Below are 22,220 nucleotides of genomic sequence, written 5' to 3'. Positions count from 1 at the left end.
AATCAATGAGCGCCATTCAGAATACGGCGCACCTCAGCGGAAAATTCTGCCGGATTAGCAGTGTGTGCGTTATGTCCGGCATCAGTAATAATAGTTAGCGGAAACCCGTACTGTTGTGCGATACGCTGAAACTTCACATCTTTACTGCCAGTCAGATATGCAAACGGCACGGATAAACGCTGCAATGCGCGGCTCATTTGTGGCTGACGGGCCAGTGATGTGCCTTCAAGCATCATCGCCAAAGCCTGTGGATCATTCTGGCTACGGGCGGCGATCATTGCACTGCGCATATCGGCGCTAAGATCGGCAAAAACCGGTTGGCGATACCACTCGTCGAGCACATTTGCCAATGGCTGACGGCGAAAACGCTCTGCCCAGCGGTTATCATGATACCAACGACCAAGACACTGCTCTTCCTGTGCCAGCCCCGGATGTGCACCTTCGACAATCAGCCCGCACAGCCCAGTAGGTGATGATGCGATGTCATTTTCTTGCTCGGTAGGCTGTGTAGCATGAAAGCAGGCAATTCGCCCGCCCATTGAGTACCCGACCAGCCAATATCGCTCAATGCCCTGCTGCTTGAGGGTATTGATCAACAGCTGATTGACCTGCGCCATACTGCGCACACGGATCGACGATGATCCGCCATGCCCCGGAAGATCCACCACCAGATTTGGATAATCAGCAAAGTGGGGAACAACGGCCTGCCAGTCTTCGCTGCTGCCTAAAAAACCGTGTAGCCAAACCAGATAGGGCTGACCGTTCTCAACAGCCTCAACAGCGCCCTGTTTTTGGCAATAAAGCGTGGTTTGTAGGATAGCGTCATGCTCTCGCTGCATATTTCAATGAACCTGTAGATTCAGTCATTCGGTTGATAATGAGCTGCATAGCGGGCGTTTCCGGCTATGCAGCATCCAGAAAGGTTATGCTGGGATCAGATCAATTAATCACCGCATCACGCACTTGCTGTAACAGCGCGCGCAGTGTATCTGCGCCTTCGCTGTCGGCAACTTTCAGCTCCATCAGCATCGCCCCGTTTTTGATATAGGCCTGACGCAGTGCCGTACCCACATCGGCCCAAGTATAAGGGCGCGTGTAGGTCATGCCGAACATCGCTGCGGCATGCGAGAAATCCAGACCATGCGGCATACGGTAGAGGCGATCCCGCTCTTCTGAAGGCACAGGCAGCATGTCAAAAATCGCACCGCCATTGTTGTTCACTACAATCAGCACAAACGGCACGCCTAAGTTGCGTAGCAGTGCCATGGAGTTTAGATCATACAATGCTGACATATCCCCCATGATCGCCAGCGTTGGCTTACCGCCCGCTTTGGCCACGCCCGCGGCAGTAGAGATCAAGCCATCAATACCGCTCGCGCCACGGTTACTGAAGATCGGGTAGTTTTCCGGCAACGTGCCGAGTGCATCAATCAAACGCACAATCAGGCTGTTGCCCAAAAATACCTGACCTTCCGGCGGAAGAATTTTATTTAAGTGATGGGCAATAGAAGCTTCACAGAGCTTTGATCCCACCTGTTTTTGTACTTGCGTATGGGAAAAACGCGCCAATGCGGGAAGTTCAGGAGCCCACGGTTTGCGGGTGCTATCTACCGGATCAGCCGGATGCACGCTAACCCACTGTGCCACCGCACAACAAATGCGGCGGCTGTGCTGGTGATACGGATCAAGCCGCCCCTGCTGCGGGTCAATCAGCCAATACTCCGGCACACTCAGTGTTTCCAGCCACTGATTAATACGTTTAGAGATAAAGCGCGCACCAAATTGCAGTACAATATCCGCCTCAGCTAACCGCTCAAGTGCATGCGAATTGCTCATCCACAAATCGGCATAAGGCAACATCGGCGAAACACCCGACTGCACATCAGTAATCAGTGGCCAACCCAACTGTTGCGCCCATGCTGCAATAGCCGCACCTTCACCGAGTGCCAACTGGCCGACAACAATCACCCCTTTCTGACGACGCAGCGTTTCCCACTGTGGATCAGTTTCAGCCTGCGCAACTGGCGCACTAAAGCTGACCCACGGTTTTGTGCTTTGCAGCCATGTATTCACCGGTGCTAACCACTCGGTAAAAGCGTGCTGATCGTTGCCGTACAACGGCTCGGCAAACGGGCAGTTAATATGCACCGCACCGCCCTGCTGATGTTGTTGATGCATGGCATCATCCAACGTTGACAGCAACCAGCGCGCCGGAATATCGGCACTTGGCCGTGGTAAATTCAGGCTGACACAGGGGTGAGAAGCAAACATATCAGGCTGACGAATGGCCTGATTTGCACCACAATCTACCAGTTCCGGTGGCCGATCTGCTGTCAGCAGCACCAGTTTCTCTTTAGTTAACCCCGCCTCAATTAATGCGGGATAAAGATTAGCCACCGCCGTACCGGATGTCACAATGACGGCAACCGGTTGATTTAAGGTTTTTGCCATACCAAGGGCCATATGCCCTAGCCCACGCTCATCAAAGTGCGTATGGCAGGTCAGTTTTGCATGTGCAGCCGCTTCTAATGTAAGCGGTGTAGAACGGGAACCGGGTGCAATACAGACATGGCGCACCCCGTGACGGGTAATCGCTTCCAGTACTACCCCCGCCCAGCGACGATTAAAGGCACTCATTGACATAGTCGGGCTCCAGCAGAGTGCGCAGACCGGCCGCTTTGCGCTCGATCTCCTGCCACTCAGCTTCTGGGTCAGAGCCGGGCACAATTCCTGCGCCGGCAAATAAATGAACGTAATTTTGTTGAATTAATGCAGAGCGGATCGCCACCGTAAACTCGGCGCGATCACGCGAAAGATAGCCCACTGAACCGGCATACCAGCCCCGTTCAAATGGCTCATGTTCATGGATAAATACACGGGCCGGTTCGCGCGGTAATCCGGCCACCGCCGCCGTAGGATGCAACCATTCAAGGCACTCGGCATCATCGCGGGTGCGCAGCTGGGCAGTAATTTTACGCCGTAAATGCTGTACTTTACGCAGCACCAACACTTCTGCCGAAAGCACATCAACATTATCTACATGCCCGTTTAAACGAGTGCAGATATCCTCAACCACCAGCAGATTTTCATGTTGATTCTTTTTATCTGAAAGCAGCCAGTTTGCCAGCTGAGTATCGCGCTTATCATCACCGGTACGTGATACCGTTCCGGCCAACGCTTCCGTGTGCAGCGCCAACCCGTGCCGTCGGAACAGCCGTTCAGGGCTTGATCCCATAAACCCATGCTTATCATCTATTGCCAGCATAAAATGGAAACAACGGTGATTCACCCTACGGCTGGCATTAAGCAACTGCGGCGGAGCAACCGGCGTATCGAGCGTTAACGTAGTTTTACGCGCCAGCACCACTTTATCAACCTGATGCGCTTCAATCGCCGCCAAAGCACGATTGACAAGATCACACCATGCACCGTGCTCCGGTAAATGCTGCGCACGCACCACAGTCACATCCGGTAGCGTTAATGCAGTACCACTGACCAAGGCGCTGAATTGCTGCCATGCCAGAGCGGCATCGGCACGTAAAGAGGTCTGACTGAACAAATTAATGACCAGTTGCGCACCTTTTGTGCCCTGACTCAGCTCAAAACGCGGCAGAAAAAACCAACCACTAAGGCAGCCGTGACTGCGGGCCTGCTCACCATCAAACGCCGTTCCACCCCATAGGCGAAATGCGCTCTCTTGCTGGCGAACAAATGCACTAGCAGCATCAGGGCGTGTAAAATTACGCACCTGCCCCAAAGCAGCCACCTCTTCAGAGCCATCACGGTGTAACCAATAGAATTTAGGAAACAACGTCTGTGCTGCCAGCCAGTCGAGTAATTTACCCATCTCCTGACGTTTCAGCGGAAGCGTTATCCGCTGAGCACCTGCATTCGGCGGGAAAACAGCGTCGGTTGAGCTCACATCGTTCTGCGTCGGGTTCAGTTTCGCACCCTTTTTTTCTGCTGTTTTTTCAGCTGACGCGCCGTTTTCCGGCCAAGAACAGAGTAACTGATGCACACGAGGCATCAGGTCATCAAGCAGATTCAAAGTAACCTCATGCGTAAATTATCCGCTCACGGGTCATCTCTTCTCATTTTACGATCTATATTACCTATCGTTAATCGAGAGAAATCACAAAAAACAGTGATAAAACAGTTGTATTGTAACTCTAAATTACAATGTTTAACGACTACACCCGTAAAGCGCTGTGCTGCACGCACGATTTTAATCTATTTTATCTGCAATTATTACAACAAAACACCGTAAATTTCAGTTATACAATCTGATATCCGCTAATATCTCTACTGGATACAGAGCCTTGCTCCAAAATCAGGTTTTTGTCTTTCGAATAAGGAACTTGCGGAGTAAAGTGCTACAGATACCTACATTTTAGTTAATGATTTCAAATAATGGCGCGCTAATCATGCACTTACTCAATAAATCAATCAAATTAGATAACGTTTGTTATGACATTCGCGGGCCAGTACTGAAAGAGGCGAAGCGCCTTGAGGAAGAAGGCCACAACATCCTCAAACTGAATATCGGAAATCCAGCCCCGTTTGGGTTTGATGCGCCAGATGAAATTTTAGTCGATGTTATTCGTAATCTGCCGACCGCACAGGGCTACTGTGACTCAAAAGGCCTGTATTCGGCACGTAAAGCGATTATGCAGCACTACCAAAAGCGCAACATGATGGATATCACAGTGGAAGATATCTATATCGGTAATGGCGTGTCAGAGCTGATCGTGATGGCCATGCAGGCACTGCTCAACACTGGTGATGAAATCTTAGTGCCCGCCCCTGATTACCCATTATGGACAGCCGCCGTCTCGCTCTCTGGCGGCAATGCCGTGCACTATATGTGTGATGAAGATGCTGGTTGGTTTCCCGATATTGATGATATCAAACGCAAAATCACCCCCAATACCAAAGGGATAGTGATCATCAACCCCAACAACCCAACGGGTGCCGTATACAGTAAAGAGCTGCTGTTAGAGGTGGTTGAGGTAGCGCGTCAGCATAATCTGACCATTTTTGCCGACGAAATTTACGACAAAATTCTCTACGATGAAGCCAAACATCACTCAATTGCCGCATTAGCCCCTGATCTACTGACCGTCACCTTTAACGGGCTATCAAAAACCTACCGCGTGGCGGGTTTCCGGCAGGGCTGGATGGTCCTCAATGGCCCGAAAAAGCATGCCAAAGGCTATATCGAAGGGCTGGATATGCTGGCCTCAATGCGTTTGTGTGCCAACGTGCCGATGCAGCATGCCATCCAAACCGCCATTGGTGGCTACCAGAGCATCAGTGAATTTATCCAACCCGGCGGGCGCTTGTATGAGCAGCGTAACCGCGCGTGGGAACTCATAAACCAGATCCCCGGTATATCCTGTGTCAAACCGATGGGTGCACTGTACATGTTCCCTAAATTGGATCAGAAAAAATTCAATATCCAAAATGATCAGAAAATGGTGTTTGATCTACTGATGCAAGAGAAAGTACTACTGGTACAAGGCACCGGTTTTAACTGGCCGCAGCATGATCACTTCCGCATCGTTACCCTGCCTCGGGTTGATACACTCGAGATGGCCATCGGCAAACTTGGCCGTTTTTTTGCCAATTATCACCAGTAAGTTTGTCTTAGCGTAAATAACCTTATCGGTAGTGTGCCCTCTAACGAGAAGCTTTCTTTAATGAAGCTCTAATAAAGGTCGCACTGCCTGTTTCTATTCTTCGTTATACTCCACGTAACGCTCTGTTTCCTATTCATAGGCATGCTGTTTTCCCTTTTCTGCGATAAACTCTCATCCAAGCCAACACATGAAACATATACCGCTTATGTTTAAGCGTATTTTTTGTTTATTGATATGCCCGTTTATTGATACGCCTCTTTACTGATGGCCTTATGCTGACGAGGATCGTTATGAATCACAGCCACTTTTTTGCCTATCTTTCACGCATGAAGCTGATTAATCGCTGGCCACTGATGCGCAATATCCGTGCAGAGAATATCTCTGAACACAGTTTACAAGTGGCCTTTGTTGCTCATGCACTGGCGTTGATTAAAAACAAAAAATTTGGGGGAAAGGTCAACCCTGAGCGTATCGCACTGATTGCCATGTTCCATGATGCCAGCGAAGTACTGACCGGTGATTTGCCAACCCCGATTAAGTATTACAACCCTGAAATTGCCCGCGAATATAAGAAAATTGAAAAAATCGCCGAAAACAGGCTAATTGATATGCTTCCGGAAGAGTTTCAGGAAGATTACCGCCCGCTGATTAACTCAGATGAACACGAACCCGAAGAACAACTGCTGGTGAAGCAGGCCGATTCGCTCTGTGCATACTTAAAATGCATTGAAGAGCTTGAGGCCGGTAATAATGAATTTAAACTGGCGAAAAAGCGCCTGAAAAAAACACTCAAAGAGCGACACAGCGAAGAGATGGACTACTTTATGACGGTGTTTGTCCCCAGTTTTCATCTGTCACTCGATGAAATCAGCCATGATGAACAAGGCGAAAACCACAGTTTGTAAGTAGCTGTTTATACAAGATCACCGATAAATACAGGATAATTTATGAAACGTATTGCGGCACTGGTTGTACTGGTCGCCCTGACCGGCTGCAAAGACAAAGAAAAAGAGCTGAAAGTTACCATTGATCAGCCCACACTTGCTCCGCAACAAATTCAGAGTGTGGTCAGCGCATGGCGCAAACTCAAAACCTTGTGTCCGGCACTTGCACACAGTGATATCACCCACGTAACCGGCATATTAGAAGATGAGAACACCATGCCGGGCTGGAGTTCAATGTATCCGCAGTACAGGAAGTTTCTCTGGGTCGGAGACATGCTGTTTAACGTAGAGCGCACCTTGGGCGATGTAAATACCGATGCCAGCAGCACCAGCGCACAAAAACAGCAGTACAACTTTATGTTTGGATACGGGCGTCAGCCGGCCATTTTATATAAAGAGAGTGATGTTACCGCGCTGTGTGGTTGGGAAAACAGCGTTGAACAAGAAAACGGTGTGTGGATCAAAAAGCTCTAATCACATCACTATAAAAAAAAGCGCAAACCTCAACATTTACCGCCGAGGTTGCGCCTTTTTTTATTTAGGCAACAGAGTACTGCCGAAGAATTTAGTACTGCTGGAAAATTTCCTGAATTTTAGCCGGATCTTTGGTTTCGGTTAATGCCAGTTGCAGCAAAACACGGGCTTTTTGTGGATTAAGCGCACCCGAGGCCACAAAACCATATTTAGCATCATCAATCTCGGCATCCAACGTAGTCGCTCCGGTCGGCACGCGTGATGAACGAACCACCGCCGTACCCTGCTTTGCCGCCTTCTCCAGCACATCAAACGTTGTGTTATACAGATTACCGTTGCCCACACCGGCAGTCACGATCCCATCATATTTGGCATCCACTAGCGCTTTTACCGGCTCTACCGCCATGTTTGAATAGCCGTAAACAATGCCCACTTTCGGCAGCTTATCTAGCTTACTAATATCAAACTGCACACCACCGGTATGCTTACGGGTTGGAGTGCGCTGATAATCAATTTTACCGTTATGGATATACCCTAACGGGCCAAAATTTGGTGCTTGAAACGTATTCACTTCTGTTGTGCTCATTTTCACAACATCACGCGCACCCAATACCGTATCATTCATCGCAACCATTATACCGCGCCCTTTTGATGCGCCGTCTGCCGCCGTGACGACGGCGTTATACAAATTAAACGGGCCATCGGCGCTCATTGCGGTTGACGGGCGCATTGCGCCCACTAAGACGACTGGTTTATCACTTTTCACCGTGAGATTTAGGAAATAGGCCGTCTCTTCCATGGTGTCTGTACCATGTGTTATCACAATGCCGTCAACATCCTCTTTGGCCAGCAACGCATTCACACGTTTAGCCAATGTCAGCCAGACTTCATCATTCATATCCTGTGAGCCAATTTTTACCACCTGCTCACCGGTGACATCTGCTACCTTACTCATTTCCGGCACAGCCGCGATCAGTGCATCTACACCCACTTTACCTGCGGTATAACCGGAATCGGTGGCCGAATTCGTGGTACTTGCGCCGGCAATCGTGCCGCCGGTTGCCAAAATGGTAATATTCGGTAAATCAGCAGCAAATGCAGCACTTGAAAACCACAATGCAACCACTGATGCACTTAACGTTTTTTTGAAGGATTTATGCAGAGTCATTAATATTACATCCATTTATGTATTGACAAATTGCTATGAAAGCAGAAAGTGCGTTCATTGACCGGCGCAATTATGCCGAGCATGAATAATAAAAATGTGATTAATCGTATAAAAAAGCGCTAAGCGCAGCATAAAAACCTAAGAGTGTTAATTACCGCACATAAAAATAGCGGACAATAGGGCTCTCTTAGTACAGAGGAAGGAGAACGTGCATGATCGCAAAAATAATACTGGCACTGGCAATTACTGGCACTGTGCTGCCAGCATCAGCAAATACCACACGGCTACAAGTTGCGGATGATTCACAAAACAGCCAGCAACGCGAACAGGCCTTTACCGCGCTCTCCTCTAGCCTACCGCCTGATCCCGGCATGGCCGGTACATTAACCCTTGAGGGCATTGATCTTGACGGCAACGGAATACGCGATGATGTACAGCGGAAAATTGCGCAGCGCTACCCTAGCGAACCGAGTAAACGAGCCGCGCTAATGCAGCTTGCAGCAGCAATCAGCCAAAGTATGATGACTTATAATCAAGAGTTAGAGGATAAAAAAGCAATCTCTGTCACCGGCGAGCCGATTGCCCGAGCAGCCGCCTGTGCAACATTCCAAAATGTGACCCCCGACTTCCCATTAAAAGAAATTGAGCAGTGGATCACTAATACACCCGAGCGACAGCTTGCTTATTCCGCGCTGAACGATTATCTATCTGTAAACGGTGATTTTTATAATTACACCGTTGAAGGTGCAGCGAATTGTGATAGTACGTTTTATCAGAATGAAGTACGTTAATATTGCGCTACAATCAACAGGCTTCCCAAATAAACAAAACAACAGGTTCACAATTGCCATAAAACCGCAGTAATGTAACACCTGAACCGCCGGGATGAGTTTTACCGGCATTCTTGACTCAATCAAACGGACTCTATGCACATGCAAACTTTCATTCCGGGCAAAGACGCAGCCCTAGAAGATTCTATCGAGCGTTTCCAGTCCAAACTGAAAGCATTGGGCTTTAATATTGAAGAAGCCTCATGGTTAAACCCAGTGCCTAATGTCTGGTCCGTTCATATCCGTGATAAAGACTGTCCGCAGTGTTTTACCAACGGTAAAGGTGCAACCAAAAAGGCCGCGCTGGCCTCTGCACTGGGTGAGTATTTTGAACGCCTGTCTACTAACTACTTCTTCGCCGATTTTTATCTTGGAGAACAGATCGCCAACGGCGATTTTGTGCACTACCCCGATGAAAAATGGTTCACTATTCCTGAAGACGACAGCCTGCCAGACGGCATTTTGGATGACGGTCTGCGCGACTATTATGATCCAGAAGGTGAACTGCTGGCATCAGGCCTGATTGACCTGCAATCAGGCAATGAAGAGCGCGGGATCTGCGCCCTGCCGTTTACCCGCCAATCAGATGGCGAAACTGTCTATATTCCGATGAATATCGTTGCCAACTTGTATGTGTCAAACGGTATGTCAGCCGGTAATACCCGCTATGAAGCGCGTGTACAGGGGCTATCTGAAGTTTTCGAACGCTACATTAAAAACCGCATTATTGCTGAGGGTATCAGCCTGCCTGAAATTCCGGCTGAAGTCATGGCACGTTACCCACATGTGCAAGAGGCCATTGCAACGCTGGAAACCGCAGGCTTCCCTATTTTTGCCTATGATGCTTCGCTCGGTGGCCAATATCCGGTAATTTGTGTGGTGCTGTTTAACCCAGAAAATGGCAGTTGCTTTGCCTCATTTGGCGCACACCCGATGTTTGGTGTGGCACTTGAGCGTACCGTAACAGAGCTACTGCAAGGCCGCAGCCTCAAAGATCTTGACGTATTTATGCCTCCGTCATTTGATAATGATGATGTTGCCGAACATGCCAACCTTGAGACCCACTTTATTGATTCAAGCGGCCTGATTTCATGGGATATGTTCAAAGCCGAAGCTGACTATGAGTTTGCTGACTGGAACTTTGGTGATGATACCGAGCAAGAGTTTGCCGGTTTGATGAGCATTTTTGCCGATGAAGATGTTGATGTGTATATCGCTGATTACGAGCATTTAGGCGTATATGCCTGCCGTATTTTAGTGCCGAGCATGTCTGATATTTATCCGGCAGATGATCTGCTGCTGGCCAACAACAATATGGGCATGCACCTGCGCGATATCATCTTAAGCCTACCTGATTCTGAATGGGAAAAAGAGGACTACATGGCCTTCTATAACCAGTTAGATGAAGAAGGCATGGATGATTTCACCCGAGTACGTGAACTGCTCGGCTTTGTTCCGGGTGCAAACAGTGCGTGGAATACCCTGCGTGTCGGTGAGCTGAAATCAATGCTGGCGCTGGCAGCAGGTGAGCTTGATGTTGCACTCGAGTGGGCTGAGTGGACGATGGAGTTCAATGCGTCAGTCTTCTCAACTGAGCGCGCAAACTACTACCGCTGCCTGAAAGCCTCATTAGAGCTGTTCTTGGATGAGGATCGTCATCCTGAACAATACCGCCATGCGTTTGAACGTATGTACGGTGCACAAACCGTGAGTGAAGCATGGGCTGCAGTTCAAGGTGAACAACGCTTCTTTGGCCTTATCGCCTCTGACAGTGATCTGAACGAATTCCCGGCTCATCAAGCACTGCTGCATGCTTATCAAAAGCTGCAAAATGCAAAACGCACTTACTGGAGTTAAATTCAGTAACGCATAAATATCGATAATCTTAGTAAAACGGTACGTGCTTAGGCTCGTGCCGTTTTTTTATGCACTTACAAAACCCAATGTTTAGACAAAAAAAACCAGCGTATGCGTCAATTTGAACTACACTTATTTATAGCCATTGGCATCTATAGATTGTCGATGGCACGTTAGCCTCTATTTCAAATATTATTCCAAATATCCCAAAACAGTTTTTGAGGCTTTTATTTGTGATCGAGATCACCAACAACAGACGATCGGTAACCGGCTGATACTGTTATTTTTTTTCGTAACTTAGTTACATTCAATTTTTAGTGCAAATTTTAAAAAAATTTTTCTTATTATTTTTCATGTGGTTAAATATTTCACTCTGTTAATAACCTTGTAAATTGTGTTATCTAATTTCACGGACATGATCTAGATCAATTTTAAATGAAAGCTGTTTTGCTAGTATTGTCTCGCCAATTTCATGTCAATGAGTACCCGTGTGTGAAAACAGAAAACTCATCTCATGTTGATGCTTTAGCGCCAGCAACTATGGCTAAAAAAGCCGAAGATGTCGGTGTTTATAAAGCAACCAAAAATCAGAACCAATCGTTCTTACTTGCCATCATGGCAGGTGTATTTATCTCCATCGCATTTGTTTTTTATACCACCGTCATGACAGGAACCGGCAGCGTTGCTTGGGGCTTGGCCAAAATGATGGGCGGTGTCGCCTTTGCCTTAGGTTTAATCCTTGTTGTGCTCTGTGGTGGCGAACTCTTCACTTCTACCGTATTAACCCTCGTGGCCAAAGCCAGTAACCGCATCTCTTGGGCACAAATGTTCAAGAACTGGAGTGTGGTATATGTCGGTAACTTTATCGGTGCTATCTTCTTTGTTGGCCTGATCTGGTTTGCCGGTCAACATACCGCCGCCGATGGACAATGGGGTCTGACCGTGCTTAAAACGGCACAACACAAACTGCACCATAGCTTCGTTGAAGCTGTTGCCCTCGGTATTTTGGCTAACCTGATGGTCTGTTTGGCCGTATGGATGACCTACGCAGGCCGTTCCGTTACCGATAAGATTCTTGCTATGCTGTTACCTGTAGCCATGTTTGTGGCCAGCGGATTTGAACACAGCATCGCAAACATGTTTATGATCCCAATGGGTATCGTGGTTCACACCTTTGCCAGCCCAGAGTTCTGGACCAGCATCAATGTTGACCCTGCTCAGTTTGCTGATTTAACCGTCTCTCATTTTGTCTTCAACAACCTCATCCCGGTTACCTTGGGTAATATTATCGGTGGTGCGCTGCTGGTCGGAATGATGAACTGGGTTATCTTTTTGCGCGGAGAGACAGTTTTACCTGTCTCACTGCGTACTGCGCTTTCGCAAGAAACACCTCAGAATTAAGGTAGGTACATACAATGACCGAATTAAATCAAAACTTCGCTAACGCATGGGAAGGCTTCGCTTCCGGTGAATGGCAACACGCTGTCGACGTACGTGACTTCATTCAGAAGAACTACGCACCGTATGAAGGCGATGAAGCGTTCCTAGCGGGTGCAACTGAAGCGACCACCAAGTTGTGGGATTCCGTCATGGAAGGCATCAAAGAAGAGAACCGCACGCATTCGCCGGTTGACTTTGATACCGACCTGCCAGCTACCATTACTTCTCACGGTGCAGGTTACATCGACCAGTCTCTAGAGACTATCGTTGGTCTACAAACTGATGCCCCTCTGAAGCGTGCGCTGATTCCATTTGGCGGCATCAAGATGGTTGAAGGTTCTTGCAAAGTTTACGGTCGTGAACTTGACCCAATGGTTAAGAAAATTTTCACCGAATACCGTAAAACGCATAACCAAGGCGTATTTGATATCTATACCCCTGATATCCTGCGCTGCCGTAAGTCAGGTGTACTGACTGGTCTGCCTGATGCGTATGGCCGTGGCCGTATCATCGGTGACTACCGTCGTGTTGCACTGTATGGTATCGACTTCCTGCTGGCAGACAAATTCGCACAGTTCACTTCCCTGCAAGAGCGCATGGAAAACGGCGAAGATCTGCAAATGACCATGCAACTGCGTGAAGAAATTGCAGAACAGCACCGTGCACTGGGCCAAATCAAGCAAATGGCAGCCTCTTACGGTTGTGATATTTCTGCTCCGGCAAAAACTGCACAAGAAGCTATTCAGTGGACTTACTTCGGCTACCTAGCTGCAGTGAAATCACAAAATGGTGCAGCAATGTCTCTGGGCCGTACCTCTTCATTCCTCGATATCTACATCGAGCGTGACCTGAAAGCGGGTCTGATCACTGAAGAACAAGCGCAAGAGATGATTGACCATTTCGTCATGAAACTGCGTATGGTACGTTTCCTGCGTACACCTGAGTACGATACTCTGTTCTCTGGTGACCCAATCTGGGCAACTGAATCACTGGCAGGTATGGGCTTAGATGGCCGTACTATGGTGACAAAGAGCAGCTTCCGCTTCCTGAACACCCTTTACACTATGGGCCCATCTCCAGAGCCGAACATGACCATCCTGTGGTCTGAAGCACTGCCAGAAGGCTTTAAGCGTTACTCAGCGAAAGTGTCTATCGATACCTCTTCCCTGCAGTACGAAAACGATGATCTGATGCGTCCAGACTTCAACTCTGACGACTATGCAATCGCATGTTGCGTATCTCCGATGATCGTTGGTAAGCAAATGCAGTTCTTCGGTGCTCGTGCAAACTTGGCTAAAACCATGCTGTACGCAATCAACGGCGGCGTTGATGAAAAACTGAAAATGCAAGTTGGCCCGAAAGAAGCGCCAATGACTGATGCCGTTCTTGATTACACCAAAGTGATGGATCGTCTGGATCACTTCATGGATTGGCTGGCGAAGCAGTATGTAACTGCACTGAACGTTATCCACTTCATGCACGACAAGTACAGCTACGAAGCTTCTCTGATGGCGCTGCACGACCGTGACGTAGTTCGTACTATGGCATGTGGTATCGCAGGTCTGTCTGTTGCTGCTGACTCCCTGTCTGCAATCAAATACGCCACTGTTAAACCAGTACGTGATGAAGACGGTATCGCAGTAGATTTCGAAATCGAAGGTGACTATCCGAAGTTTGGTAACAACGATTCACGTGTAGATGACATCGCTTGTGATCTGGTTGAGCGTTTCATGACCAAGATCCGTGCGCTGAAAACTTACCGTAACGCTATCCCAACTCAGTCAGTTCTGACCATCACCTCTAACGTGGTTTATGGTAAGAAAACCGGTAACACGCCAGATGGTCGTCGTGCTGGCGCGCCATTCGGCCCGGGTGCCAACCCAATGCACGGCCGTGATGAGAAAGGTGCTGTTGCATCCCTGACCTCTGTGGCTAAACTGCCATTTGCGCATGCGAAAGACGGTATCTCTTATACCTTCTCTATCGTACCTAACGCACTGGGTAAAGACATGGAAGCGCAAAAGCGTAACCTAGTTGGCCTGATGGACGGTTACTTCCACCACGAAGCGAGCATCGAAGGTGGTCAACACCTGAACGTGAACGTAATGAACCGTGAAATGCTGCTAGACGCAATGGAAAGCCCTGAGAAATACCCTCAGCTGACCATCCGTGTATCTGGTTATGCCGTACGTTTCAACTCGCTGACTAAAGAACAGCAGCAAGACGTGATTACTCGTACCTTCACCCAGTCACTGTAATCTTGTTATTCCACGAATAACATTACAAACTGCGTGTAAATGCGGAAAAATCTGCAAAAATCGCGTAAAATAAAAGGCCCTTCGGGGCCTTTTTTATTTTAAACAGGCTGCTATTGTTCAGCCTTATGCGGAGTATTACCTCGCTATGTCAGTGAAAGGACGTATCCACTCTTTCGAATCCTGCGGTACGGTTGATGGCCCAGGGATCCGCTTCATCGTCTTTATGCAAGGCTGCCTGATGCGCTGCCTGTACTGCCACAACCGCGATACGTGGGATACCCACGGCGGCAAAGAGGTGACAGTCGATGAAATCATGAATGATTTACGCTCCTACCGCCATTTTATGAAAGCCTCGGGTGGCGGTGTGACTGCATCAGGCGGTGAAGCTATTTTACAGGCAGAGTTTGTGCGCGATCTGTTCCGCGCCTGTCAAGCAGAAGGCATTCACACCTGTCTGGATACCAACGGTTTTGTCCGTAAAATGGAACCGGTGATCGATGAGCTGCTTGATGCCACCGATCTGGTCATGCTCGATCTCAAACAAATTAATGATGACATCCACCACAATCTGGTCGGCGTATCAAACAAGCGGGTCTTAGATTTTGCGCAATACTTAGCCAAAATCAATAAAACCACATGGATCCGCTATGTCATCGTTCCAGGTTATACCGATGATGAAGCCTCAGCACACCAGCTGGGTGAATTTATCAAAGACATGAAAAATATAGAGAAAATTGAGCTTCTTCCTTACCATGAGCTGGGTAAACATAAGTGGGAAGCCATGGGTGAAGAGTACAAATTGGCCGGTGTAAAACCCCCGAAAAAAGAAACACTTGAGAAAATTAAAACCATTCTTGAAGGTTATGGCCACAAAGTAATGTACTGAGTGTGCTTTCAGTACGCTTCACCTAAAAACCGGCATCATCTGTGCCGGTTTTTTTATTGCCGCTCGTTTTATTACAGCCTGTTTTTATTACAACCGGTTTTTATTTTAGCCTGAAGAAAACTCACCAACCCAAGTACACTCCCGCCGTTAACTACCATTGGCCACAAACCGCACTCATTTGCTGTAGGCAACCGCTTTACGGTATCCTGTCGGACAATTTCCCTGACACTGTTTTCTATTATGCCGGCCTCTCACCCAATCTTGAATAACACGCGCATTCTGACACACCTGAAAATGATCAACAGCGAGCTAACGCCTTCGGCAAAACGCTTGGCTGATGCAATCATTCACGCGCCAGAGCAAGCAACACACAGCTCAGTCAGTCAGCTCTCTTTGTGCGCAAAAGTAGGTGAAGCCTCGGTTATTCGCTTTTGCCGATCACTCGGATTTAAAGGTTTTCAAGAGTTTAAAGTGGCACTGGCAGTAGAGATTGCCAATAAAAACCGGAACATCACTCCCCTGCTTTCACAAGAAGTGGAACTTGATGACCCCACCGATTTGATCGCCAAAAAACTGAAAAACAACCTGATTCAGGTCTTGGATGAAACCATTGAACGGCTCGACTACAGCGCAATTTGCCATGTTGTTGATAAGATTGTGAACTGCCGTGACATCTGCTTTTTTGGTGTCGGGTCATCTGGTATTACTGCTGAAGAGGCGAAAAATAAGCTAATGCGTATCGGTTATCGTTCTGAAGCCGTAACCAACAACCATTTTATGTATATGCGCGCCTCACTGCTCTGCGAACAAGATATCGCCATTGCTATTTCACACTCAGGTAACTCACCGGAAACCATCAAAGCATTGCGGCTGGCAAAAGAGGCCGGTGCATTTACCGTAGCCATCACCCAAAATACGTTTTCAGCCATTTGTACTTATGCAGACTGCATACTCAATAACGGCAATCAGGAAAATTTCCTGCAGGGTGATTCTATCGGCACCAAACTTTCACAGCTGTTTATCATTGATCTGCTCTACACTTTACTTGTTCAGGCTAAACCCGACAGTGCTCGGGAATTTAAGCTCAAAACAACCCGTTCACTAGAATAACGCACTGTCTTATTTATACATTTTCAGCCAGACACTCAGAGTGAAGATCGGTTTTATCAAAAATTATTAGTGATCTTCATTACACAAATGCTCACCGCATATGGAGTATTACTCCATCAAATGGAATTATACTCCAATCAACATCGGTCGGAGTGTAACCACATGAACAAGCTCAGCATGCTCAGGCAAAATTTCTTCGAACAAGCCCAAAAATTTGGCAAATCCCTGATGCTGCCTATTGCAGTATTACCAGCAGCAGGCCTTTTACTCGGTATTGGCGGAGCACTGTCAAATCCCAATACATTGGCAGCCTATCCGTTCTTAAATATCCCACTGCTTCAGGCTATCTTTACCGTCATGAGCAGTGCCGGTGCCATTGTATTTAGCAACTTACCTCTGCTGTTTGCGGTCGGGCTGGCCGTCGGCCTAGCGAAAAGCGATAAAGGCACCGTTGGATTAGCCGCAGTACTCGGTTATTTGGTGATGAATGCCACCATAAACTCACTGCTGATCTTAAATACCGAACTTGCCACCGGTAACTTAGGTGCGAGTGGTCAAGGTATGATCCTCGGCATTCAGGCACTCGATACTGGCGTATTTGGCGGTGTGATTGTCGGCATTATGGCTTACCTACTGCACTCGCGTTATAACAAGATTGAGCTGCCACAGTTTTTAGGCTTTTTTGGCGGATCGCGATTTGTCCCAATCATCACCTCATTCGGGGCAATTATCCTTGGTACGCTGATGTACCTTGTCTGGCCGGTAGTACAAGCGGGTATTGCCAGCATGGGCAGCTTAGTTGAAACAACCGGCTATATTGGCACATTTATCTACGGCTTTGTTCTGCGCTTATTAGGCCCGTTTGGTTTACACCACATCTTCTATTTACCTTTCTGGCAAACCGCTTTGGGCGGCAGTGCCGTGGTAGATGGGGTATTGGTGGAAGGTACACAGCGTATTTTCTTTGCACAGTTGGCAGATCCAAATACCGCAAAGTTCTTTGAGGGAACGGCGCGCTTCATGTCTGGCCGCTTTATCACCATGATGTTTGGTTTGCTAGGCGCAGCCCTCGCCATTTACCACACCGCAAAACCTGAACATAAAAAGCGTGTTGGCAGCCTGATGTTAACCGCCGCATTAACTTGTTTTCTGACCGGTATCACCGAGCCACTGGAGTTTTCATTCCTATTTTTAGCTCCGGTATTATACGTAGTCCATGCCTTCTTTGATGGCCTTGCCTTTATGCTGGCTCATATTTTCAGCATCACCATTGGGCAGACCTTCTCGGGTGGATTCATTGACTTTGTACTGTTCGGTATCTTACAAGGTGAAACCAAAACAAACTGGATGTTCGTTCCGGTCATCGGCACGGTATGGTTTTTCTTATACTACTTTACCTTCCGGATCCTGATCACCAAATTAGGGCTAAATACCCCAGGGCGAGAAAAAGAGGCCGTTGAAGCCGAGCCTGCCGGAGATGCTCTCTCAGGTACAGAACGGGCACAGCGAATCATTGATGGATTAGGCGGAAAATCCAACATCAAAGATGTTGATTGCTGTGCAACCCGCCTGCGGATCTCAGTCAATGACAGTGAACAAGTCAACCAAGAGCTGATTAAATCAACACAATCACGTGCTATCGTGATGAAAGGTAACGGGGTACAAATTATTTATGGCCCGCATGTTACGATCATTAAAAATGAAATAGAGGAAGTATTAGGCTTATGACAGCGAATCTGTTCAAGAAAATCCACAAAGGGCTGGTTGTTTCCTGTCAGGCACTCGACGATGAGCCACTGCACAGTGATTTCATTATGGCCAGAATGGCCGTTGCCGCGGCACAAGGTGGCGCTGTAGGTATTCGCGCCAACAGTGCAAAAGATATCGCCGCCATCAAACAGCATGTTGATCTGCCGATTATCGGTATCATCAAGCGCGATTACGCCAACAGTAACGTGTATATCACCGCAACATTGCAGGAAGTGGATGAACTGATGACGGTTCACCCAGAGATGATCGCCCTTGATGCCACCATCAACCCCCGCCCTCAGGGGGAAACACTGGCTGAATTGGTGACTAAAATTCGCAGTAAATACCCTGACGTTGCGCTGATGGCCGATATCTCAACGCTCGAAGAGGCAAAAATTGCCGAGCAACTGGGCTTTGACTGTGTATCAACCACACTGCACGGTTACACCGAATACACCCAGACACACAAACTGTATCACAACGATTATGTGTTTTTGAAAGATGTACTGGCCAATGTCAATATTCCGGTGATCGCAGAAGGTAATGTGGAAACGCCAGAAATGGCAAAACGCTGCATGGAACTTGGCTGTTATGCCGTAGTTGTTGGCAGCGCCATTACCCGCCCGCAACTCATCACGCAACGCTTTGCGAAAGCCATTGCATAAACGCATAAACAGAATCAAGCCCTGTACGTTTTAACCGCGTACAGGGTCTGTGAAAATAAAAAAATAGACACAAAAAAAGCCCTCGGCAACGGCCTGAGAGCTTTTTATTATGTGCGTTAAGACAACAAATAATAGCGAATTAGTTACGCATTCAGCACCTGTGCAATTTCAGCTGCACATAAGTGATACTGGCGCGGACAAGCATGCCATACATTCAACATCCGCTGATATTTATCCCACATCGGCATCTGGGCATTAAACCCGTGCACAGAAGCATCAAACTGCGGGTAACGGCCTTCAGTTTCCACCAGAAAACGAACATACCCCAGTAAATGTGGCTCTGTAGCCGCATCAAACCCTAAAAAACCTAAACGGCGTGAATCAATCGGCTGCTGAGTATCAGCACTCAAATTATTAAACGATACTTGCAGAGCGTGGTACATCTCCATCGCATCAATAATCGTGCGGCAATCCTCTTCGCTTAGATCACCAAAGTGACGATCCAGTTCACGCAACTGCAAACCATAGCCACACTCAACAATCGTCTGCAAACGGCGATAACGCGCGGCATTATTCGGATCCATCATCGCCATCAAATTATACTGGTTCGATAAAATCAGACGCTGGGCGTTCGTCATTTCCATGGTTTGCTCTCCGCATAAGAAAAATAAAAGTTTTTCACCACAACAGTCTATTACCTTTATATCGGCTCTTTTAAGATCAACTTTTTGTATAAATAGAGCAAAATAAAAAGATCGGTTCAAACAACATCAGCCACCGTATTAGCAGGATCTACACGCTAAAATCACCCATACCGAATAGGCTGTATCGTTTCAGCCTTATAAGCCAACACTGTTGTCGTGAAAAATATCTCATCCATAAAGTCATTATAAAGTCATTATAAAGTAGCATGGTCATAACATGGATTTTTTGATTTTGACCACGTTTTGTTTCACAGCCAGTGGCAAAACAAAACATTCATTGTGATTCAGATCAAAAAATAAAAAGACTTTATTTAAAGGGAAGGAAAAAAAACGAAAAACAACACAAGCTTACTGCGCCACAATCAGACCCAGTAAGCCTGTGATATACAACACCACGCCTTAGTATATACCTCAGTACTGCAATATATGCCTTAGCCTAGTTACAACAGCGTAGTTACAGCGAATCAACTACAGCTCATCTAAAATCTGCCATTCCGGTTTTTTCAGCGCACGATTGAGCAGCTCAGCTAACTCCTGATAACGGGGGTTACTGGCTACCGGCAATAGCGCCATCCCACCCGCTTGCATTTTATGGTAGATATCTCGATACCACTGAGTCAAAGAGGGTGGCAGGCGCGTATTTGCCCGTTTTCCTAACCACCATAAGCCCTGCAGCGGCAAGCTGAGTGAAAACAGCGCCACAATCACGGCAACAGCCATATTATTGCCACCACCGACCGACATCTGCCATGCCACACTGAACACCGCCAATGCCGGCATAAAACGTTGCGCAAACTTTGTTGTTTTGATTATGCGGGGCTCGGGGAAAATCATCGCCAAACGCTTCTCTGTTGGCCACGACTTCATATACGTTTGCCCATCCCGGAGCAGCTGCATCCAACTCGGACTCACATCACTCATACGCCCTCCGATTCAAAAAAAAGTGCAACGATTAAAATATTTAAGTAAAAATTGATTAAAATTAAGCTTCTTTATTCAATTTATTTTGTGATCTGCGGTAAGTATCGCTATTCTATGCGCTCACACAAGCATGAGCAGATCAATTCAACCATAGTCGTATCTAAAGCAGGTGTCATCTACTTTTCTGTGTCTGATTATCGGAGAAACATACTTTTGCTTAAGATAAGCAAGTTTCCCAATAATGCACTACGATTTTAGGATTGCACGCGATTTGTTCATGTCATGATCATCCGATTTAGACGTATAGGTACTTTCTCATGTCGAGCAAGCTGGTTCTGGTTTTAAACTGCGGTAGTTCCTCACTGAAGTTCGCCATCATTGATGCAGTAACAGGTGACGAGCATCTCTCTGGTCTGGCCGAGTGTTTTAACCTGCCGGAAGCCCGTATCAAGTGGAAAATGGATGGTGCAAAACACGAAGCTGAACTGGGTGCAGGCGCTGCACACGCAGAAGCACTGAGCCACATCGTGAACACCATTCTGCCGCAGAAGCCGGAGCTCTCTGCTAACCTGACCGCTATCGGTCACCGCATTGTTCACGGTGGTGAAAACTTCACCGCTTCTGCTGTGATCAACGCTGACGTTATCGACGGCATCAAAGCTGCGATTCCTTTTGCTCCCCTACACAACCCTGCCCACCTGATCGGTATCGAAGAAGCACTAAAAGAATTCCCGAATCTGGCAGACAAAAACGTTGCAGTATTTGACACTGCGTTCCACCAGACTATGCCACAAGAAGCATACCTGTACGCAGTACCATACAGCCTGTATACCGAACAGCACATCCGCCGTTACGGTGCACACGGCACTAGCCACTTCTATGTAAGCCGTGAAGCTGCAAAAGTGCTGAACAAGCCAGTAGAAGAGCTGAATGTTATCACTTGCCATCTGGGTAACGGCGCATCTGTTGCTGCTATCCGTAACGGTGAGTGTGTTGATACTTCTATGGGTCTGACTCCACTAGAAGGTCTGGTTATGGGTACGCGTTCAGGTGATATCGATCCTGCTATCGTATTCCACCTGCACGATGCAATGGGCATGTCTGTTGCTGAAATCAACGAAATGCTGACCAAAAAATCAGGCCTGCTGGGTCTGACCGAAGTTTCTAACGACTGCCGTTACGTTGAAGATAACTACGAAACCGCAGAAAACGCGAAACGTGCTATGGATGTATTCTGCTACCGTTTAGCAAAATACGTAGCATCTTATGCTGCTGCAATGGAAGGCCGTCTTGACGCTATCATCTTCACCGGTGGTATTGGCGAGAACTCAGCATTGGTTCGCGAACTGACCATGAAGAAACTGGCTGTTCTGGGCTTCGAAATCGACCCAGAAGGCAACCTGAAGGCACGCTTTGGTAAGTCTGGCAACATTGCTACTGCCAACAGCCGCCCTGCTCTGGTCATCCCAACCAACGAAGAGCTGGTGATTGCACAAGACGCTGCACGTCTGACTGCATAATCAACGACTTCCGCACCGTCAGCTCTGCTGGCGGTGCTTTTTTGCATTCTAGCCC

General features: G+C 47.6%; 18 protein-coding genes. 12 read left to right on the top strand and 6 right to left on the bottom strand.

Annotated elements, in window-relative coordinates; all coding sequences use genetic code 11:
• Positions 1 to 2: 2 nt before the first annotated feature.
• From menH to AC1HDJ_RS08205, 3 genes are all read right to left on the bottom strand, one after another.
• Positions 3 to 839 (bottom strand): 2-succinyl-6-hydroxy-2,4-cyclohexadiene-1-carboxylate synthase, encoded by an 837-nt coding sequence (gene menH, locus AC1HDJ_RS08215; RefSeq protein WP_479534953.1) that lies wholly within the window; start codon positions 837 to 839, stop codon positions 3 to 5.
• A 100-nt stretch (positions 840 to 939) separates the two neighbouring features.
• On the bottom strand, positions 940 to 2,643 hold the full coding sequence (gene menD, locus AC1HDJ_RS08210) for a 2-succinyl-5-enolpyruvyl-6-hydroxy-3-cyclohexene-1-carboxylic-acid synthase (protein ID WP_479534951.1): 1,704 nt from the start codon (positions 2,641 to 2,643) through the stop codon (positions 940 to 942).
• Complete coding sequence (locus AC1HDJ_RS08205) at positions 2,624 to 4,048, bottom strand: isochorismate synthase (RefSeq protein WP_479534949.1); 1,425 nt, start codon at positions 4,046 to 4,048, stop codon at positions 2,624 to 2,626. Before AC1HDJ_RS08205 ends, menD begins: the two co-directional genes overlap by 20 nt.
• A gap of 376 nt (positions 4,049 to 4,424) precedes the next feature.
• On the opposite strand from AC1HDJ_RS08205, the gene AC1HDJ_RS08200 reads away from it, so the two are divergent.
• From AC1HDJ_RS08200 to AC1HDJ_RS08190, 3 genes are all read left to right on the top strand, one after another.
• Entirely contained in the window at positions 4,425 to 5,639 is a 1,215-nt protein-coding gene (locus tag AC1HDJ_RS08200) for a pyridoxal phosphate-dependent aminotransferase (protein ID WP_479534947.1), read from the top strand.
• A 290-nt stretch (positions 5,640 to 5,929) separates the two neighbouring features.
• Positions 5,930 to 6,544, top strand: a complete 615-nt coding sequence (yfbR, locus tag AC1HDJ_RS08195) for a 5'-deoxynucleotidase (RefSeq protein WP_479534945.1) — start codon at positions 5,930 to 5,932, stop codon at positions 6,542 to 6,544.
• 42 nt (positions 6,545 to 6,586) lie between these two features.
• A complete protein-coding gene (locus AC1HDJ_RS08190) occupies positions 6,587 to 7,057 on the top strand; it encodes a hypothetical protein (RefSeq protein ID WP_479534943.1) in 471 nt (156 codons plus the stop codon).
• Positions 7,058 to 7,148: 91 nt separating this feature from the next.
• On the opposite strand, the gene ansB is transcribed toward AC1HDJ_RS08190, so the two are convergent.
• Positions 7,149 to 8,225: an L-asparaginase 2 gene (ansB, locus tag AC1HDJ_RS08185; RefSeq protein ID WP_479534941.1), complete on the bottom strand. Its 1,077-nt coding sequence runs from the start codon at positions 8,223 to 8,225 to the stop codon at positions 7,149 to 7,151.
• Positions 8,226 to 8,437: 212 nt separating this feature from the next.
• Here ansB and AC1HDJ_RS08180 point away from each other — a divergent pair, with 212 nt between their 5' ends.
• From AC1HDJ_RS08180 to AC1HDJ_RS08145, 8 genes are all read left to right on the top strand, one after another.
• Positions 8,438 to 9,016, top strand: a complete 579-nt coding sequence (locus tag AC1HDJ_RS08180; RefSeq protein ID WP_479534939.1) for a hypothetical protein — start codon at positions 8,438 to 8,440, stop codon at positions 9,014 to 9,016.
• A 141-nt stretch (positions 9,017 to 9,157) separates the two neighbouring features.
• Positions 9,158 to 10,912 carry a 30S ribosomal protein S12 methylthiotransferase accessory factor YcaO gene (gene ycaO, locus AC1HDJ_RS08175; RefSeq protein WP_479534937.1) on the top strand — a complete coding sequence of 585 codons (1,755 nt, stop codon included), beginning with the start codon at positions 9,158 to 9,160 and terminating at the stop codon, positions 10,910 to 10,912.
• Positions 10,913 to 11,404: 492 nt separating this feature from the next.
• Complete coding sequence (focA, locus tag AC1HDJ_RS08170) at positions 11,405 to 12,313, top strand: formate transporter FocA (RefSeq protein WP_479534935.1); 909 nt, start codon at positions 11,405 to 11,407, stop codon at positions 12,311 to 12,313.
• 14 nt (positions 12,314 to 12,327) lie between these two features.
• On the top strand, positions 12,328 to 14,610 hold the full coding sequence (gene pflB, locus AC1HDJ_RS08165; protein WP_479534933.1) for a formate C-acetyltransferase: 2,283 nt from the start codon (positions 12,328 to 12,330) through the stop codon (positions 14,608 to 14,610).
• A 145-nt stretch (positions 14,611 to 14,755) separates the two neighbouring features.
• A complete protein-coding gene (gene pflA / locus AC1HDJ_RS08160; RefSeq protein ID WP_438623086.1) occupies positions 14,756 to 15,496 on the top strand; it encodes a pyruvate formate lyase 1-activating protein in 741 nt (246 codons plus the stop codon).
• Between the two features lie 240 nt (positions 15,497 to 15,736).
• Positions 15,737 to 16,606 carry a MurR/RpiR family transcriptional regulator gene (locus AC1HDJ_RS08155; RefSeq protein ID WP_479534930.1) on the top strand — a complete coding sequence of 290 codons (870 nt, stop codon included), beginning with the start codon at positions 15,737 to 15,739 and terminating at the stop codon, positions 16,604 to 16,606.
• Between the two features lie 162 nt (positions 16,607 to 16,768).
• Positions 16,769 to 18,334, top strand: coding sequence for a PTS transporter subunit EIIC (locus AC1HDJ_RS08150; RefSeq protein WP_479534928.1), 1,566 nt, complete (start codon positions 16,769 to 16,771; stop codon positions 18,332 to 18,334).
• Entirely contained in the window at positions 18,331 to 19,020 is a 690-nt protein-coding gene (locus AC1HDJ_RS08145; RefSeq protein WP_479534926.1) for an N-acetylmannosamine-6-phosphate 2-epimerase, read from the top strand. Before AC1HDJ_RS08150 ends, AC1HDJ_RS08145 begins: the two co-directional genes overlap by 4 nt.
• 143 nt (positions 19,021 to 19,163) lie before the next feature.
• On the opposite strand, the gene AC1HDJ_RS08140 is transcribed toward AC1HDJ_RS08145, so the two are convergent.
• Positions 19,164 to 19,664: a YfbU family protein gene (locus tag AC1HDJ_RS08140; protein WP_479534923.1), complete on the bottom strand. Its 501-nt coding sequence runs from the start codon at positions 19,662 to 19,664 to the stop codon at positions 19,164 to 19,166.
• A 528-nt stretch (positions 19,665 to 20,192) separates the two neighbouring features.
• Positions 20,193 to 20,645, bottom strand: a complete 453-nt coding sequence (yfbV, locus tag AC1HDJ_RS08135) for a terminus macrodomain insulation protein YfbV (protein WP_479534921.1) — start codon at positions 20,643 to 20,645, stop codon at positions 20,193 to 20,195.
• Between the two features lie 317 nt (positions 20,646 to 20,962).
• Here yfbV and ackA point away from each other — a divergent pair, with 317 nt between their 5' ends.
• The gene (ackA, locus tag AC1HDJ_RS08130; RefSeq protein ID WP_438623080.1) at positions 20,963 to 22,165 is read left to right on the top strand and encodes an acetate kinase; all 1,203 of its coding nucleotides are present in this window, start codon (positions 20,963 to 20,965) and stop codon (positions 22,163 to 22,165) included.
• Positions 22,166 to 22,220 lie beyond the last annotated feature (55 nt).

It is taken from the genome of Plesiomonas sp. ISS29 (genome assembly GCF_056522795.1).
The sequence above is the reverse complement of the archived record's forward strand: the minus strand, read 5'-3'. Positions and strand labels throughout refer to the sequence as shown.

What these genes read in the sequence shown, in the direction of transcription:
- menH (WP_479534953.1), bottom strand. Translation starts at nt 839, where the DNA reads ATGCAGCGAGAGCATGACGCTATCCTACAAACCACGCTTTATTGCCAA.
- menD (WP_479534951.1), bottom strand. Translation starts at nt 2,643, where the DNA reads ATGTCAATGAGTGCCTTTAATCGTCGCTGGGCGGGGGTAGTACTGGAA.
- AC1HDJ_RS08200 (WP_479534947.1), top strand. Translation starts at nt 4,425, where the DNA reads ATGCACTTACTCAATAAATCAATCAAATTAGATAACGTTTGTTATGAC.
- yfbR (WP_479534945.1), top strand. Translation starts at nt 5,930, where the DNA reads ATGAATCACAGCCACTTTTTTGCCTATCTTTCACGCATGAAGCTGATT.
- AC1HDJ_RS08190 (WP_479534943.1), top strand. Translation starts at nt 6,587, where the DNA reads ATGAAACGTATTGCGGCACTGGTTGTACTGGTCGCCCTGACCGGCTGC.
- ansB (WP_479534941.1), bottom strand. Translation starts at nt 8,225, where the DNA reads ATGACTCTGCATAAATCCTTCAAAAAAACGTTAAGTGCATCAGTGGTT.
- AC1HDJ_RS08180 (WP_479534939.1), top strand. Translation starts at nt 8,438, where the DNA reads ATGATCGCAAAAATAATACTGGCACTGGCAATTACTGGCACTGTGCTG.
- ycaO (WP_479534937.1), top strand. Translation starts at nt 9,158, where the DNA reads ATGCAAACTTTCATTCCGGGCAAAGACGCAGCCCTAGAAGATTCTATC.
- pflB (WP_479534933.1), top strand. Translation starts at nt 12,328, where the DNA reads ATGACCGAATTAAATCAAAACTTCGCTAACGCATGGGAAGGCTTCGCT.
- pflA (WP_438623086.1), top strand. Translation starts at nt 14,756, where the DNA reads ATGTCAGTGAAAGGACGTATCCACTCTTTCGAATCCTGCGGTACGGTT.
- AC1HDJ_RS08155 (WP_479534930.1), top strand. Translation starts at nt 15,737, where the DNA reads ATGCCGGCCTCTCACCCAATCTTGAATAACACGCGCATTCTGACACAC.
- AC1HDJ_RS08150 (WP_479534928.1), top strand. Translation starts at nt 16,769, where the DNA reads ATGAACAAGCTCAGCATGCTCAGGCAAAATTTCTTCGAACAAGCCCAA.
- AC1HDJ_RS08145 (WP_479534926.1), top strand. Translation starts at nt 18,331, where the DNA reads ATGACAGCGAATCTGTTCAAGAAAATCCACAAAGGGCTGGTTGTTTCC.
- AC1HDJ_RS08140 (WP_479534923.1), bottom strand. Translation starts at nt 19,664, where the DNA reads ATGGAAATGACGAACGCCCAGCGTCTGATTTTATCGAACCAGTATAAT.
- yfbV (WP_479534921.1), bottom strand. Translation starts at nt 20,645, where the DNA reads ATGAGTGATGTGAGTCCGAGTTGGATGCAGCTGCTCCGGGATGGGCAA.
- ackA (WP_438623080.1), top strand. Translation starts at nt 20,963, where the DNA reads ATGTCGAGCAAGCTGGTTCTGGTTTTAAACTGCGGTAGTTCCTCACTG.